Source organism: Paraburkholderia sp. GAS348 (assembly GCF_050434205.1).
GTDB lineage: Bacteria > Pseudomonadota > Gammaproteobacteria > Burkholderiales > Burkholderiaceae > Paraburkholderia.
In genome coordinates, this window is the sequence record NZ_JBNPVT010000004.1 from 201,597 (window position 1) to 217,683 (window position 16,087).

The 16,087-nt window shown below is 63.4% G+C and carries 15 protein-coding genes and 1 pseudogene; 8 read left to right on the plus strand and 8 right to left on the minus strand.

What is annotated here, in order from left to right; genetic code table 11:
* Nucleotides 1–19 precede the first annotated feature (19 nt).
* The 4 genes from P3T22_RS08910 to P3T22_RS08925 form a co-directional block, all read right to left on the minus strand.
* The gene (locus P3T22_RS08910; protein WP_063496852.1) at nucleotides 20–1,009 is read right to left on the minus strand and encodes a beta-ketoacyl-ACP synthase III; all 990 of its coding nucleotides are present in this window, start codon (nucleotides 1,007–1,009) and stop codon (nucleotides 20–22) included.
* Nucleotides 1,009–2,115 carry a phosphate acyltransferase PlsX gene (plsX, locus tag P3T22_RS08915; RefSeq protein WP_063496853.1) on the minus strand — a complete coding sequence of 369 codons (1,107 nt, stop codon included), beginning with the start codon at nucleotides 2,113–2,115 and terminating at the stop codon, nucleotides 1,009–1,011. Before plsX ends, P3T22_RS08910 begins: the two co-directional genes overlap by 1 nt.
* 172 nt (nucleotides 2,116–2,287) lie before the next feature.
* Complete coding sequence (gene rpmF, locus P3T22_RS08920) at nucleotides 2,288–2,467, minus strand: 50S ribosomal protein L32 (protein ID WP_006051932.1); 180 nt, start codon at nucleotides 2,465–2,467, stop codon at nucleotides 2,288–2,290.
* 101 nt (nucleotides 2,468–2,568) lie between these two features.
* The gene (locus P3T22_RS08925; protein WP_429324779.1) at nucleotides 2,569–3,213 is read right to left on the minus strand and encodes a DUF177 domain-containing protein; all 645 of its coding nucleotides are present in this window, start codon (nucleotides 3,211–3,213) and stop codon (nucleotides 2,569–2,571) included.
* A gap of 245 nt (nucleotides 3,214–3,458) precedes the next feature.
* On the opposite strand from P3T22_RS08925, the gene P3T22_RS08930 reads away from it, so the two are divergent.
* Nucleotides 3,459–4,076 (plus strand): Maf-like protein, encoded by a 618-nt coding sequence (locus P3T22_RS08930; protein WP_063496854.1) that lies wholly within the window; start codon nucleotides 3,459–3,461, stop codon nucleotides 4,074–4,076.
* Complete coding sequence (locus P3T22_RS08935) at nucleotides 4,073–4,792, plus strand: SAM-dependent methyltransferase (RefSeq protein WP_429324780.1); 720 nt, start codon at nucleotides 4,073–4,075, stop codon at nucleotides 4,790–4,792. Before P3T22_RS08930 ends, P3T22_RS08935 begins: the two co-directional genes overlap by 4 nt.
* A gap of 114 nt (nucleotides 4,793–4,906) precedes the next feature.
* Here P3T22_RS08935 and P3T22_RS08940 read toward each other — a convergent pair whose 3' ends face one another.
* From P3T22_RS08940 to P3T22_RS08955, 4 genes are read right to left on the minus strand one after another with little or no spacing between them, the layout of a single operon-like run.
* Nucleotides 4,907–5,911, minus strand: a complete 1,005-nt coding sequence (locus P3T22_RS08940; protein ID WP_063496856.1) for a S49 family peptidase — start codon at nucleotides 5,909–5,911, stop codon at nucleotides 4,907–4,909.
* A 33-nt stretch (nucleotides 5,912–5,944) separates the two neighbouring features.
* Nucleotides 5,945–6,349, minus strand: coding sequence for a Rieske (2Fe-2S) protein (locus P3T22_RS08945; RefSeq protein WP_063496857.1), 405 nt, complete (start codon nucleotides 6,347–6,349; stop codon nucleotides 5,945–5,947).
* A complete protein-coding gene (locus P3T22_RS08950) occupies nucleotides 6,346–7,005 on the minus strand; it encodes an HAD-IIIA family hydrolase (RefSeq protein WP_063496858.1) in 660 nt (219 codons plus the stop codon). Before P3T22_RS08950 ends, P3T22_RS08945 begins: the two co-directional genes overlap by 4 nt.
* Nucleotides 6,998–8,023 carry an RluA family pseudouridine synthase gene (locus tag P3T22_RS08955; protein WP_169485700.1) on the minus strand — a complete coding sequence of 342 codons (1,026 nt, stop codon included), beginning with the start codon at nucleotides 8,021–8,023 and terminating at the stop codon, nucleotides 6,998–7,000. The genes P3T22_RS08950 and P3T22_RS08955 overlap by 8 nt, the downstream gene beginning before the upstream one ends.
* Before the next feature lie 731 nt (nucleotides 8,024–8,754).
* Between P3T22_RS08955 and P3T22_RS08960 the strand changes: the two genes are divergently transcribed.
* The 6 genes and pseudogenes from P3T22_RS08960 to P3T22_RS08985 all read left to right on the plus strand — a co-directional run.
* A complete protein-coding gene (locus tag P3T22_RS08960) occupies nucleotides 8,755–12,090 on the plus strand; it encodes an Rne/Rng family ribonuclease (protein WP_429324781.1) in 3,336 nt (1,111 codons plus the stop codon).
* Between the two features lie 255 nt (nucleotides 12,091–12,345).
* Entirely contained in the window at nucleotides 12,346–13,455 is a 1,110-nt protein-coding gene (gene moaA, locus P3T22_RS08965) for a GTP 3',8-cyclase MoaA (protein ID WP_063496861.1), read from the plus strand.
* A 13-nt stretch (nucleotides 13,456–13,468) separates the two neighbouring features.
* Nucleotides 13,469–14,083, plus strand: coding sequence for a molybdenum cofactor guanylyltransferase MobA (mobA, locus tag P3T22_RS08970; RefSeq protein WP_429324782.1), 615 nt, complete (start codon nucleotides 13,469–13,471; stop codon nucleotides 14,081–14,083).
* Nucleotides 14,084–14,159: 76 nt separating this feature from the next.
* Entirely contained in the window at nucleotides 14,160–15,461 is a 1,302-nt protein-coding gene (gene moeA, locus P3T22_RS08975; RefSeq protein WP_429324783.1) for a molybdopterin molybdotransferase MoeA, read from the plus strand.
* Nucleotides 15,462–15,573: 112 nt separating this feature from the next.
* Complete coding sequence (locus P3T22_RS08980) at nucleotides 15,574–15,849, plus strand: hypothetical protein (protein WP_028199219.1); 276 nt, start codon at nucleotides 15,574–15,576, stop codon at nucleotides 15,847–15,849.
* Nucleotides 15,849–15,974, plus strand: a pseudogene (locus P3T22_RS08985) (GNAT family N-acetyltransferase); the annotation flags it as partial. The gene P3T22_RS08980 and the pseudogene P3T22_RS08985, both read left to right, overlap by 1 nt.
* Nucleotides 15,975–16,087 lie beyond the last annotated feature (113 nt).

Sequence of the window (16,087 nt, forward strand, 5' to 3'; positions counted from 1 at the left end):
CGCCATAACGTCGCCGCTATCAGTAGCGGATAACCGACGCGCCCCACGTGAAGCCGCCGCCGACGCCTTCGATCAGCACGTTCTGGCCGCGCTTGATGCGGCCGTCGCGCACCGCGGCGTCGAATGCGAGCGGAATGGACGCAGCCGACGTATTGCCATGCTCGCCCACCGTGACGACCATGCGTTCCTGCGGCAAGCCGAGCTTACGGCAGGTGCTTTGCATGATGCGGATATTGGCCTGATGCGGAATCAGCCAGTCGATCTGCTCGGCCGACAGATTCGCTTTTGCGAGTGCTTCGACCGCAACCTTTTCGAGCACATTGACGGCGAGCTTGAACACGGCCTGCCCGTCCATATGCAGGAACGCGCTGCCCTCGATCACACCGCCGTTCACATTGCCCGGCGTGCAGAGAATGTTCGAATGGCTGCCGTCGGCGTGCAAAGCGCTCGCCAGCACGCCCGGCTCTTCGGACGCCTGCAGGATCACCGCGCCCGCGCCGTCGCCGAATAGCACGCAGGTGGTGCGGTCCTTGAAATCAAGGATACGCGAGAAAGTTTCCGCGCCGATCACGAGCGCCGTACGATGCTGACCGCCGCGAATCAGGCTATCCGCCATCGCCACCGCGTAAGCAAAGCCCGAACAGACGGCCTGCACGTCGAACGCCGCGCCGTGGTTCTTGATGCCGAGCTTGTTCTGCAACAGGCACGCCGTACTCGGAAACACAAAGTCGGGTGTGGAGGTCGCAACGATGATCAGATCGATGGATTGCGGATCGATATCCGCCGCTTCGATCGCACGCTGCGAGGCGAAAAGCGCCAGATCGCTGGTAGTGACATCGGGTTCGGCGAAGTGGCGCGCATGGATGCCCGTGCGGGCAACGATCCATTCGTCGCTCGTCTCGACACCTTGCTTGGCGAGACGTTCGGCCAGATCCTGATTGGTGACGCGTCCGGGCGGCAGGTAGCTGCCGGTGCCCAGCACGCGGGAATAAATTGTCGATTGAGCCATTATGCCTTCGAGGATTGCGCAGCGTAGGGCTCGGCCGGCTGGCCTGCGATCGGGCTTGCGTGACCCGCACCGCTTGCGTCGCGCGCCGCCTGTTCGAGAGAACCTGCATTCTCTTCCATTGCTCGCGCAAGGCGCTCCAGCACGCCGTTTTTGACGGCATCATACCCGCGTTTGATAGCCCACTCAAACGCATAGGCATCCGCCGAGCCGTGGCTTTTGATCACCAGGCCGCGCAGGCCGAGCAGCGCAGCGCCGTTGTACTGCCGATGATCGACCCGTTTCTTGAAACGCATCAATACCGGCAATGCGAGCACCGCCATCACCTTGGTGAGCCACGAGCGGCCGAACTCTTCCTTGATGATGTTGGACAGCATCTGCGCGAGGCCTTCCGACGTTTTCAGCGCGACATTGCCGACAAAACCGTCGCAGACGATTACGTCGACCGTGCCCTTGAAGATGTCGTTGCCTTCAACGTTGCCGTGAAAGTTAAGTGTACTCGCGCGCAGCAGTTCGCCGGCGCGTTTGATGGTGTCGTTACCCTTGATGACTTCTTCGCCGATGTTGAGCAGGCCGATGGTGGGCCGCTCGCGACCCTCGAGCGCGGACACGAGCGCGTGCCCCATCTCCGCGAACTGCAGCAGATGCTGCGGCTCGCAATCGACGTTGGCGCCCAGGTCGAGCATCGTCGTGTAGCCAGTGGGATTGGGCATTGCGAACGCAATGGCCGGGCGTTCGATGCCCGACAGCGTTTTCAGCACATAGCGCGAGACCGCCATCAGCGCGCCGGTATTGCCGGCGGAAATGCAGGCTTGCGCCTCGCATTCCTTGACGCGATTCAGCGCCACGCGCATGGATGAGTCTTTTTTCTTGCGCAGCGCGACTTCGACCGGATCGTCCATGGCGACGATCTCGGAAGCAGGTACGACGGTCAGCGCCGGCAGGTCCTGAGCCTTCAACTTCTTCAGCTGCGCACGAATCGCACTTTCAATGCCGACGAGCAGCAACTCAGCATCAGGATGCGAACGAACGAAGTTGACGGCAGCGGGAACGGTCACGGACGGGCCGTGGTCGCCTCCCATGCAATCTATCGTGAGCTTTACTGTCATGGAGTGCGACGAGTTTCAGACGCCCCGCATGGGATCGCAGCAAGCGCTAAAGCGCCAACTGCGATCGACACAAAAAAGCGGCAGTTGAATGCCGCGTTTTTGCCGAGCCGGGAAAATGTCAAGCGAGCCGATCGCCACGCGAAACGCCAAGGGGCGCAACGCAGTGAAACGATTAGTCGTTCTTCGTCTTGACGACTTTCTTGCCGCGATAGTAGCCGTTCGGGCTAACGTGGTGACGCAGATGCACTTCACCCGTGCTCGGCTCCACGGCCAGCGGCGCTGCCGTCAGGAAATCGTGCGAACGGTGCATGCCGCGCTTCGACGGCGACTTCTTATTTTGCTGAACTGCCATGACTAACTCCTAAAAATTTTCCGAATTCTAACACAGCCCGAGCCGGTGTCCGCCATTGACCGAATGGCCAATGCGCCCGCTTCGCGCTCCCATGCAACTGTTCAGTGCTTCTTGTCGCCCGGCTCACCGCGCTTGAGACTTTCGAGCGCCGCAAACGGATTGGGCCGCTCGGGCTCACCGCCCTCACCTGCTTCATCCGGTGCGCCCTCGTCGCCCTCGCCTTCTGTACCGGCCACACCAGAGACGAGACTCTCGTGCACTTCGGGACACACCTCGTGCTTCGGCACGAGCGGCAAGGAAAGCAGCAACTCTTCTTCGATCAAGTCGATGAGATCGAACTGGCGCGAGCCCACGATCACTTCGACTTCATCCTCGTCGAGCGGAAACTCTTCGGCTTCCGCCTCAGTGTTGACGATCCGGTAAGTTGCATCGACATTGAACGCCTGCAGATACGGCGTCATGCACCGCTGACATTCGAGCCATGCAGCACCGTGAATCGCCAACCTCAAATAAGGCTGCGGACCCTCGGTGCCGTCGTCCTGCAATTCCGGCTGCGTCGCCCCTTCGGCTTGCCAGGTGAACGCGGTATCGCGGTCTGGCGCTTCTGCCGGCACTTCGTTTAACATGCGCGGCAGTTGCGAGACGCGCACGACACCCGCGGCCTGGCGCCCACTCCGCGCAAATTCGAACAGATCGATATCGTGCGGGTCGGACAGACCAGCAGGGTTGCCAGGATGTTGAGTCATGTGCGCTCCTGCATCGGCAAGGATTTCGCCGGGGATAAATCGGTTTGCAATGCAGCCCGCGGAACTCGCGCACTGCCCGGTGTTGCCCACACGGGCCTGCCACACGACACCGCCTGTGCAATAGCATACCGATGAAAAGCCCGAAATCATATCCGTTTTGTCTTTTCGAGTCAAACACTTAAGCCCGTACACGTGCGCCACCCGCGCAACCCCGTACGACCTGCCTCTCTAGCCGTCGGTAGCACATGCCAGATTCCCTCAATCGCCCGCCACGCCTGATTCTGGCGTCGAGTTCACCTTATCGTCGCGAGCTGCTCGAGCGCCTGCGCGTTCCGTTCGATGTCGTCGTGCCGGCGATCGACGAAACGCCGCTCGCCGGCGAAACGCCCGAAGTGACGGCCCTGCGCCTCGCTGAGGCAAAAGCCCGCGCGGCGGCAGCCAAGCTCGGCGCCGATGAAGCCGCGCTCGTGATCGGCTCGGATCAGGTTGCCACCTACGACGGCCTGCAGATCGGCAAGCCCGGCACGCATGACAAGGCATTTGCCCAACTGCGGGCAATGCGCGGTCGTGAAGTGCTATTTCATAGCGCACTCTGCCTGTTCGACAGCCGATCGGGGGCGGCGCAAGCCGTCGACGTCATCACCCGCGTGCAATTCCGCGACCTGCCGGACGCCGCGCTGGACGCTTATCTCCGCGCCGAAACGCCATACGACGTGGCGGGCAGCGCCAAATCCGAAGGCCTCGGCATCGCGTTGCTCGAAGCCATTCACTCGGACGACCCGACCGCGTTGGTCGGGCTGCCATTGATCGCACTGTCGCGCATGCTGCTCGCAGTGGGTTATCCACTTCTGGGGGCACCATGAGCGGCACCTTATATCTGATCCCGAACACCCTTGGCGAAGGCGATGCCGACGCCCTCGACGCCGTCCTGCCCGCACCGGTGCGCGCCCGTGCGGCCGCGCTGCAGTATTACATCGGCGAAAACGCGAAAACCACGCGCGCGTTCCTGAAGAAGGTCGGCACCGAGCGGCCTATCCAGGAAATTGAGATTCGCGAACTGAACGTGAACACGCCGGCCGGTGAGATCGACAAACTGCTGGCGCCTTTGCTGGCAGGCACGGATGCCGGCCTGGTTTCCGAAGCCGGCTGTCCGGCGGTCGCCGATCCGGGCGCCCTGCTGGTGCGCCGGGCGCATGAGCGCGGCGTGAAAGTCGTGCCGTTTGTCGGACCGAGTTCGATTCTGCTCGCGTTGATGGCGTCCGGCCTGAATGGCCAGAGTTTTGCGTTCCACGGCTATCTGCCGGTCGACGCCACTGAACGGGCCAAGCGCCTGCGCGACCTGGAGCAGCAGTCGCGCAAAGCCAAACAAACGCAGATTTTTATCGAAACGCCGTATCGGAATAAACCGCTGCTCGATACTTTGCTGGCAACGTGCGCGCCCTCCACCCTCGTTTGCGTTGCGGTCGACCTGACGCTGGAGACTGAGGCCATCGCGAGCCGCACTGTGGCCGACTGGAAAAAGAAACCGGCGATCGATCTGCACAAACGGCCGGCAATTTTCCTGATGCTGGCCGTCTGACCGCAGCCTCAGCGAGAGAGGAAACGAAAAAGCCTCGCGCGATCAACTGGTGATCGCGCGGGGCTTTTTTTGACAACCGACGGCTAACGCACGGCCATCAGTCAACATAATCGATCAACGCAGGCTCAACTTCCCGCCAAGCGCCATCGCATGCACCGCGCCGCTGCCGACCGCAGCACCGAACTTGCGCGCCACACGATCCGTAATGCTCTCCTTGACCGTGTAGTCGACGATATCCGGTGCCTTGAAGAGGTCGCGCGCGACGTAATCCGCGTCGCCGAAACCGTCGGCCAGCCCCAGCTCGACACTCTTCTGACCCGTCCAGAACAGGCCCGAGAACATATCCGGCGTTTCGTGCAGGCGCTTGCCGCGCCCCTCACGCACGGCGTCGATGAACTGCGCATGGATCTGATCGAGCATGTCCTGCGCATGTTCGTCCATCTTCGGCGTTTCCGGCGAGAACGGGTCGAAAAATCCCTTGTTCTCACCCGAAGTATGCAGCCGACGCTGAATCCCCAGCTTATCCATCAGCCCCGTGAAGCCGAAGCTGTCCATCAGCACACCAATCGAACCGACGATACTCGCCTTGTCCACATAGATCTTGTCCGCCGCCGCCGCCGCGTAATAGCCACCCGACGCGCACATATCGCCGACCACGACATACAACGGGATCGACGGATACTTGGCGCGCAGCCGGCGAATCTCGTTGTAGATAATGCCTGCCTGCACCGGGCTGCCGCCCGGGCTGTTACAGCGCAGGATCACGCCTGCCGTACCCGCATCGTCGAACGCACTTTCCAGTGCAGTGTTGACATCTTCCGCGTTTGCGTTCGTATCAGCAGAGATTTCGCCGTCAAGCGTCACCATTGCGGTATGCCGGCCAGTGGTCGCAACCTTGTCGCCGGAGAGATCTAACGCACCCCATACCGCCAGCAGCAAGACGATCAGGAATACAAACCGGAAGAAAATCTTCCAGCGGCGTGCCGCGCGCTGCTCGGTGATTGCCGCAAGCGCGATGCGCTCGAGCGCGGCACGCTCCCAGCCCGGCTCATCGGCAGGCGTGCGGGGGCGGCCTGTCAGGGACGGTTCCTTCGGTTCGGGAGTCAAATTGTCAGACATGCGATGCAGTGGAAAGGTCGAGGAGGAGAAAAATCAGGGCGTGGCCGGGCGAAGTTCGCCGTCCGGCAGCCAGAACACGGCGCGGCCTTCGGGTGTGTCCCGCTCGTCTACGTGGACAGGGCGCAACCGGCCGCCACGGCACGGGCCGCCGACGCATTTGCCTGTATCAGGCGCGTAAATCGCACCATGTGTAGCGCACATCAAGTATAAACCGGACGATTCAAAGAACTGCCCTTCAGCCCAGTCGAGCTCCATCGGCACGTGGGCGCAGCGGTTCAGATAGCCGTACGCATGGCCATCATAGCGAACAAAAAATACCACGACGTCGCCGCCGCCAAACCTCGCCGCGCGCCGCACGCCGGCGCCGCCGTCGACCAGTTCTTCGGACGCGCAAATGCGAACGGCCTGCGCCACCGCTTCCGTCGTGCCCGTATTCATGCGTTCTCTCGCAGCCAGCCGGACAGCGCGCTCACGCTGGAGGCGACGAATTTCGGCGACAAAGCCATCAGCGAACCGGCGGGATGCGCGCCGTATGTGACTGCAATGCCCGCAACGCCCGCATTGATCGCCATCTGCAGATCGTGCGTGGTGTCACCCACCATCACCGTGCGCACCGGATCCTGCCCCAGTTCACGCGTAAGCTCGTGCAGCATGGCCGGATGCGGTTTCGAGAAAGTTTCGTCCGCACAGCGGGTGCCGTCGAACAGGCTCGTCAGACGCGATTGGTCGAGCGCGCGGTTCAGCCCAACGCGGCTCTTGCCGGTCGCCACCGCGAGCAGATAACCCTGATCGCGCAATTCCTGCAGCATCTCGCGCACGCCGACGAACAGCTCGGTAGTCTGGTCCTTCACCAGATAGTGAAAGCGATAGCGCTCCGCCAGACGCGGGTAATCGGCCGGATCGAGCGTGGGCGCGGCGATTTGCAGCGCGTCGCGCAGGCCAAGGCCGATCACGTAGCTGGCGGCCTCATCGGCGGGAACAGGCAGGCCGAGATCGCGGCATGCTAACTGGATGCTGCGCGTGATGTGCGCGGTCGAATCCATCAGCGTCCCGTCCCAGTCAAAGACGATCAGATCAAATTGCTCTCTAGCCATGCGGTGTCGTCTCCGGGTTTGACCCATTTCGTAATTCATTGAGCTGCGCTACAAAACTGCGGCATTCGGCCGGCAGCGGCGCCTCGAACTGCACGGGCGCGCCGGTTGCCGGGTGCGTCAGCTTAAGACGGTACGCGTGCAGGAACATGCGCTTCAGGCCAGGCTTGGCGTTGGCGCGCGCCAGCGCTTTGTTCAGCGCGAAGTCGCCGTACTTGGCATCGCCGACGATCGGCAACTCCAGATGCTGCAAATGGACGCGAATCTGATGCGTGCGACCCGTCTTCAGTTCCGCCTCGAGCAGCGCGTACTCCGGCCAGCGGTCGATCAGATTGAAGACCGTGTGCGACGCGAGGCCGTCGGCCTGAACGCGCACGCGCCGTTCGCCGTCCGCGGTCAAATACTTATGCAGCGGCTCCTTGACCGCGCGGCGACGGCCCCAGTCGCTCGCCCATTCGCCGTGGACGCACGCATAGTAGCGCTTATCCATCTTGTTCTCGCGAATCTGCTCGTGCAGGTTGACCAGCGCGGAGCGTTTCTTGGCGAGCATCAGAATGCCGGACGTCTCGCGATCCAGCCGATGCACCAATTCGAGGAATTTCGCCTGCGGCCGCGCTTCGCGCATCTGTTCGATCACGCCGAACGCGACACCGCTGCCCCCGTGGACCGCCACGCCGGCCGGTTTGTCGATCACGAGCATGTGCTCGTCTTCAAAAATAATTTTGAAATCGGCGCTCGGCACCGGCGCCTGGGCGATGGCTTCGTTCGGTTGAGCGACGCGAATGGGCGGCACGCGCACCAGATCGCCCAGTTCGAGGCGGTACTGCGCGTCGATCCGGCCCTTATTCACCCGCACTTCCCCGCTACGCAGGATGCGGTAAATATGGCTTTTCGGCACGCCTTTACAGACGCGCAACAGGAAGTTGTCAATGCGCTGTCCGGCCGCACTGTCGTCGATCTCGATCATCGAGACCTGGTCGCTTGCGACCGATTTCTGGGATATTTTGCCTAACTCTTTCATTATGAATATAATTTGCCCAGCAGTCTGCGGCGGCCGGCGCAGTGTCCGGAAATCGGGCGGATTGCGCGGGCGCAAGCGATAAACCGTTATTTTACTTGCGCCGGGGCCTGGTTGCTCACCCTGAAAATGAGATGCAACATGTTGCACGCACGAGGTCAGTGCCCGGCAGGGACGGCGCCCACAGGCGCGTTCGGTCAAGGTCAGCTTCGACGGTAACGGAATTTTGGTAAAAAAGAATTTAACTTTCAGCTTCGGTATCGGGCGGTCTGACGCCCTGCTGTAAGGAGCTGCGAGTTGCGAAAATACGGCGTGCGCCCGAGGCGTCTTGTAGAAAGTACAAGACATGGCGACGTCAAAATGAGGCGAGACACCCCCAGCGAGAAAAGACGCGCCGACTGCGCGAACTTCCCGCTGCGGCATGACCGCAGCCTTCGACCCTCCGGTCACGCGCCCAGTTGGCGCACCGGCGCGAGTGGACGCAAGGCTTATGAAGGTCGGCTGGCAGAACCCGCGGCGTGTCGGGTCGTTATTTGAAGCCGTGTTCGCATGTGCCCTGCGGCACCGTGTCCATTTTTCAATGGGTCGGGCCCTCTCAGGCAATTCTCCCGCCATTTTTCCCGCTCCAGCGTGCTTGTGAAAACACAACAAGGCGCGGCATGCCGCTGCCCTCATGGCTCTCGCGACTGACAACCGCGCAGCCGAGGGCTAGCTAAGCCGCCTGGAGCCGTTCAATGAAACGAATGTTGTTCAACGCGACGCAGCAGGAAGAACTGCGCGTCGCCATCGTCGATGGGCAAAAACTCATCGATATCGACATCGAAACCGCCGGGCGCGAACAGCGCAAAGGCAACATTTACAAGGGCATCATTACCCGCATCGAGCCTTCGCTCGAAGCCTGCTTCGTCAACTACGGCGAAGACCGCCACGGCTTTTTGCCGTTCAAGGAAGTCGCTCGCCAGTATTTCCGTGACGGCGTCGACATGCGCGCCGCGCGCATCCAGGACGCCCTGAAAGAAGGTCAGGAACTGATCGTTCAGGTCGAAAAGGAAGAGCGCGGCAACAAGGGCGCAGCCCTCACCACCTTCATCTCGCTCGCCGGCCGGTATCTGGTATTGATGCCGAACAACCCGCGCGGCGGCGGTGTATCGCGCCGGATCGAAGGCGACGACCGTCAGGAATTGCGCGAAACCATGGCGCAGCTGCAATTGCCGGAAGGCATGAGCATCATCGCGCGCACGGCCGGCATTGGCCGCAGCGCCGAGGAGCTGCAGTGGGACCTGAACTACCTGATGCAACTGTGGCGCGCCATCGAGGCCGCATCGCAAAGCGGTTCGAGCGGCCAGCCGATGCTGATTTATCTCGAATCGAGCCTGGTGATCCGCGCGATTCGCGACTATTTCCAGCCGGATATCGGCGAAATCCTGATCGACACCACCGAAATCCATGACCAGGCCCGCGCCTTCATGGATATTGTGATGCCGGACAATGTCAGCAAGGTGAAGCGGTATCACGACGACGTGCCGCTGTTCTCGCGTTTCCAGATCGAACACCAGATCGAAACCGCGTACTCGCGCACGGTACCGCTGCCCTCCGGCGGCGCCATCGTGATCGACCACACGGAAGCACTGGTCGCGATCGACGTGAACTCGGCGCGCGCCACCAAGGGCGCGGACATCGAGGAAACGGCTGCACGCACCAACCTCGAAGCTGCCGACGAAGTGGCCCGCCAGTTGCGCCTGCGCGATCTGGGCGGCCTGATCGTGATCGACTTCATCGACATGGAATCGGCCAAGAGCCAGCGCGAAGTCGAGCAACGCCTGAAAGACGCGCTGAAACACGACCGTGCGCGCGTCCAGATGGGCAAGATCTCGCGCTTCGGGCTGATGGAACTGTCACGTCAACGCCTGCGCCCGGCTTTGTCGGAAGGCAGCCATGTGACGTGCCCGCGCTGTAACGGCACGGGCCACATCCGCGATACCGAATCGTCCGCGCTGCAAGTGCTGCGGATCATTCAGGAAGAAGCGATGAAGGAAAACACCGCGGCGATCCATTGCCAGGTGCCGGTCGAAGTGACCGCCTTCCTGTTGAACGAAAAGCGCGCGGAAATCAACAAGATCGAATCGCGCTTCAAGGTCAACGTCGTTCTGATCCCGAACAAGCACCTCGATACGCCGCATTACAAGCTCGAGCGCCTGCGTCACGACGATGCGCGCCTCGACGAGCCGCGCGCCTCGTGGAAGATGGCCGAAGAAGCAGCCCGCGAACTGGAATCGGAAACCGGTTACAGCAAGCGCGCCGAGGAAGTGAAGCCGAAGCAGGAAGCCGCGGTCAAGGGCATCACGCCTGAAAAGCCGGCACCGAGCGCGCCGGTCCGTCCGGCAACCCCGGCTCCGGTGGCCGTCACGCCGGCCAGCGGCGGCTTTATCGGCTGGCTGAAGAATCTGTTCGGCATGCAGCCGGCCGCGCCGGCGCCTGTCGCACCGGCTACGACCGAAAAACAGGCGCGTCCGCAACGCGGCGAACGCACGGAGCGCGGTGAGCGCACCGGCGAACGCGGCGGTGATCGCAGCCGCAATCGCCGTGGCGGCGCAGGCGGCCGCGATGCAGCGGGCCGTGGCGAAGGCACGACCGGCGGCCGCCAGGCTCAAGGTCAACAGCCGTCGGCGCGTCGCGAGGAACGCGAACCGCGTGAAGGACGTGAGGCACGCGAAGGTCGCGAACCGCGCGAAGCACGTGAATCGCGCGAGCCGCGTGGCAACCGTGAGCCGCGTGAGGCCCGTGAAGGCCGTGAACCCCGCGAGGCTCGTGAGCCGCGCGAAGGTCGCGAGGGCCGCGAGGGCCGCGAAAACCGTGACCGCGATAATCGCGGCAACGAGCGCGCGGAAACCGTCGACGGCGCACCGCGCGCCGAACGTGCCGAGCGCCAGGAACGCGGCGAACGCCGTGAGCGTGGCGAGCGCGTTGAACGCGGCGAACGCCGCAAGCAGCAGCCGGAAGCGGCAGATGCGCTGACGCAAAACGACGCGCAAGCGGCGGAAGATCTGGCGCAAAACCAGACCGCCTTGGGCGAAAATGGCGCGCCGGTCGATCAGGAAGCGGTGGCGCGTGAAGGTGAAGAGCGTCGTCGCCGTCGTCGCGGCCGTCGCGGTGGCCGTCGTGAGCGTGAAGAAGACGTGAACGGCAACCTGGCTGCGGACGTCGCGGAAGCTGAAGGCGACACCGCCAATGTGACCGACGAAGCACCGGTGCGCACCGCGCATCAACCGGTTGAGCACAAGGCTGAAGTGAACGAAGCGACTGCTGTTAAGCCGGTGGAAGTGGTTGTCGCGGCCGTCGCGACAGAAACCGCTGTCGTCAGCGAACTGCATGCAGCAACCGAAACGCCGGCTCCGGCCGTCGAACAGGCCGCGAAGACGGAAACGGCTGTACTGGTCGCAGAAGCGCCGGTGGCACCGGCTGCAGTGGAGCAAGCCGTGGCAGCGCCGGTGGCGCAAGCTCCTGCCGCGCCGGTCGAAGCTGCGCCGGCCGCCAGCGAGACGGTTTCGCTCGTCGAACCGGCCGCTCATGTTGAAGCTGCGGTTGAAGCCCCGGTTGAAGCTCGGGTTGAAGCCCCTGCCGAAGCGCGGATCGAAACGCCGGCAGTTGCTCCGGTCGTTGAAGCGCAAGCTGCACCGGCTCCGGTAGCGACCGCGGCCCCAGCGGCAGCGGTCGAAGCACCTGCCGCCCAGCCGGCGCCGCAAGCCGGGATCGTTGAAGCGCAACCGGTCGTTGCAGCGACTGCTCCGGCAGCGCAACCGGTCGTTGAACCGGCCGCGGCCGAGCCAGCGCCCGTCGCAGTTGCGCCGCAAGCACCGCGTAGCGCCACTGTGTCGGCGGAAGCGCTGAAGCCGGTGCTGGAACAAGCCGGTCTCGTCTGGGTGAACACCGACGCCGACAAGCTGCGAGCCGCGCAGGAAGCGGCTGCGCAAGCAGCCAAGCCGGCTCGTGTGGGTCGCGAGCGCAAGGCGTTGCCGCCGGTCGAAACCGCGCCGATGCAAATGGTGGAAACCGGTAAGCACCCGCAGTAAGCGAACCGCTCCCACGCAAAAAGCCCGCCCTCACCGGCGGGTTTTTTGTTTTATGGGCATCGCGCACCCGCCCGATCGCGCGCTGTACGCCACTCCCCGTATACCCGGACAGCGTCCGGGGGTCGGCGGCCGCCAGATGCATTTCCGCTAGAATGAAGATCTAGGCGGTTCCAATCGCAGCGCCAATCACGGCACCTAAGCACCCCCTAAGCAGCACCTAACCAGCCCAAAACGAAGCATCGAGCGAAGCAATTCATGTCCCAACGCATCATCCCTGTTGCCGATCTCAGCGCGGTGCCGGTCATTTCCGGCCCTGTGCAGGCGCCCAGCGGCACGCTGCACGACACGCTGGCGCGCCCGCTACGCGATCTGCGCATCTCGGTGACGGATCGCTGCAATTTCCGCTGCGTCTACTGCATGCCGCGCGCGGTGTTCGATAAGGATTACGCGTTCCTGCCGCATAGCGCTCTACTCAGCTTCGAAGAAATCGAACGGCTGGCGCAGCTCTTCGTCGCACACGGCGTCGAGAAAATCCGTCTTACGGGTGGCGAGCCGCTGCTGCGCAAAAATCTGGAATTCCTGATCGAACGGCTCGCGCAACTCACCACGCCGGAAGGCCGCCCGCTCGATCTGACGCTGACCACCAACGGCTCGCTGCTGGAGCGCAAGGCGCGCAGCCTGAAAGACGCCGGCCTATCCCGCGTGACCGTAAGTCTCGACGCGCTCGACGACACCCTGTTTCGCCGCATGAACGACGCCGACTTCGCGGTCGCCGACGTGCTGGACGGAATTGCCGCAGCCGAGGCGGCGGGGCTCGCGCCGGTGAAGGTCAACATGGTCGTCAAGCGTGGCACCAACGACAGCGAAATCGTGCCGATGGCGCGTCACTTCAAAGGCTCGGGCACGGTGTTGCGCTTTATCGAGTACATGGATGTGGGCACGTCGAACGGCTGGAACATGACCGAAGTGCTGCCTTCCGCTGATGTCGTGACACGCATCGCCGAGCATTTCCCGCTCGTGCCACTCGAAGCGCACAGCGCTGCCGAGACCGCCCAGCGCTGGGGTTACGTGGACGGCAGCGGCGAGATCGGCGTGATTTCGAGCGTGACACGCGCGTTTTGCGGCACATGTACGCGCGCGCGTCTGTCGACGGAAGGCAAGCTGTACCTGTGCCTGTTCGCGTCGTCCGGTCACGATCTGCGCGCGTTGCTGCGCAGCGGCGCGAGCGACGCCGATATCGCCACCGCTGTCGCCGAAATCTGGCAAGGCCGCAGCGACCGTTATTCGCAATTACGTGGCAGCAGCGCAGCCGTGCCGCGCGAGCAGGACGGCCGCCGCGTGGAAATGTCGTACATCGGCGGCTAGAACGGCCGAGTCCATGACCCCAACACGCGAACACATCACCGGTCTGGTCCTCGCGGGCGGACGCGGCATGCGTATGGGCGGCCTCGATAAGGGACTGCAAACGCTGCACGGCGAGCCGCTTGTCTCCCAGGTGCTGAAACGGCTCGCGCCGCAAACCGGCGCCCTGCTGATCAGCGCCAATCGTCACCCTGATGTCTACAGCGCACTCGGCGCACCGTTCGGCGCCAAGGTGCTAGCCGATATCGTGCCCGGCTTTCCCGGACCGCTGGCTGGCCTGCTCGCCGGGCTGCGCGCGGCCGGCACCGCGTACCTGCTGAGCGCGCCCTGCGACACGCCCGGACTGCCCGCCGAACTCGCCGAGCGCCTCACGCAGGCACTCGACTCGAATCAGGCCGATATCGCCACCGTCACGACCACCAACGCCGATGGCCACGTCTCGCTCCATCCCGTGTTCGCGTTGCTGCGCACGAGTCTCGCGGACGACCTGGCAGCCTTTCTGGAAGCCGGCGAGCGTAAGGTTCGCGCGTGGTACGCGCGCCACAAGACGGTCGAAGTCGCTTTTACCGACGAGCGCGCGTTTTACAATATCAATTCGTTACAAGAACTCGCCGACCTCGAGCGTTGCTGAGGCCCCGGTTGAAATCCTGCTCCGGCCGCACGGCAACAGCCGCGCCCGCCTCCGGTCGCGACGTCCAGCCCTCTTCATGACCACGCTTAACGAATTTTCCCGCTGCGTCGCGCAGTACGATCCTCACTCGCTCCCTGTTTCGGCCGCCCAGGCGATCGTCCGTCGATGGGCAACGCCCGTCACGGCCGTCGAACGCGTGGCCTTGCGCGATACACTCGGCCGCGTGCTGGCGGCCGACATCGTCTCGCCGATCGACGTCCCTGCGCACGACAACTCGGCGATGGACGGCTACGCGTTCAAGCGCGCGGCATTGGCAACCAATGAGGCTGCAGTCGATTTGACGATCGTCGGCAAAGCGCTGGCTGGCCATCCGTTCGCGGGCCACGTCGACGCGACGCAATGCGTGCGTGTCATGACGGGCGCCTGCATGCCAGCCGACTGCGACACGGTCGTGCCACAGGAGCTTGTCGAGCGCAGCGCCGATTCCACCTCGATCCGTTTTGCGGCCAACGCCGTGCGGGCCGGCGCCAACCGGCGCCTCGCCGGCGAAGACCTCGCCCGCGGCCATGCCGCGCTACGCGCCGGCCGCATCATGCGCGCGTCGGACCTCGGTTTGCTGGCTTCGCTCGGCATTGGCGAAGTCAACGTGCGGCGGCGCTTGCGCGTCGCATTTTTCTCCACCGGTGACGAATTGCGCTCGCTCGGCGAGCCGCTCGACCCGGGTTCGGTGTATGACAGCAATCGCTACACGCTGTTTGCGATGCTCCGGCGCCTGAACCTGGATACGCTCGATCTCGGCGTGGTGCGCGACGAACCCGCCGCGCTCGAAGCCGCATTGCGCAGCGCCGCAGCCAGTGCGGACGTAGTTTTGACCTCGGGCGGCGTCTCGGTCGGCGAGGCGGATTTCACCAAACAATTGCTGCAGGCGTTCGGCGACGTCGCGTTCTGGAGCCTCGCAATGCGTCCGGGCCGGCCGCTCGCTTTTGGCCGCGTCTGGTCCGGCGACCACCCTGGGCTCGGGCTGCCGGCGCTATTCTTCGGTTTGCCGGGCAATCCCGTGGCCGTCATGGTGACGTTCTACCAGATCGTGCGCGAAGCGCTGCTGCTGATGTCCGGCGCAACGCCGCAGGCACAGCCGCTGTTGCGCGCCGCCAGCCGCCAGATCATCCGCAAGCGCGCCGGGCGCACCGAGTACCAGCGCGGCGTCGCCGAGCAGGATGCGCACGGTCAATGGCATGTCATCCCAACCGGCTCGCAAAGCTCCGGCGTGCTGAGTTCGATGAGCGAAGCAAATTGTTTCATCGTTCTCGGGCACGATGAAGCCGATATTGCAGAGGGCGAGCACGTCGATATCATGCTGTTCGACGGGCTCATCTGACGCCTGAGGGAACCCTGCCGTTGCGGCTTTTTTACAGCCTTACCTGCAACCTCTTTCGCGGCCTCATTTGCAGCTTTACCCATTACCACTACGACACACGGGTTTGACTTACATGAAAAAACAGATCTCGTTCATTGCACCGGGACAGACAGCCAAAGCGCTTATCCTCGTGTACCTGACATTCTCGGTGCCGATCGTGCTGCTCGGCGTGCTGGTGGCATTCATCCGCTACGGCTCGGTCGAACTGAGCACGGTGTTCAGCGCGCTGCTGCTGAACGCGATTCTCGGCTTCGTTCTGCTGTGGATTGCCTGCCACGCGTACAACTGGGTGGCGTCGCGCTTTGGCGGCATCGAAATCCAGCTGACCGACGCGCCGGAAGAGGCGTAATGACCGCGACGATCCGCGCCGCGACGCCTCCGGATACTGGCGCCATCTTCGCGCTGACGTACGAGCTGGCCGAATTCGAAAGCCTCACGCACGTATTTGTCGCGACCGAAGACGGTTTGCGCAACGGCGATGCCGGATAGGCGTGTCGTGCGCCTGACGGGCGACGCGCTGGAACGACTGGCCGCAGGCACCGCTTCCCGAGTACTGCGTCCACCAAGCCGGGCGCCGCTGAAACCGA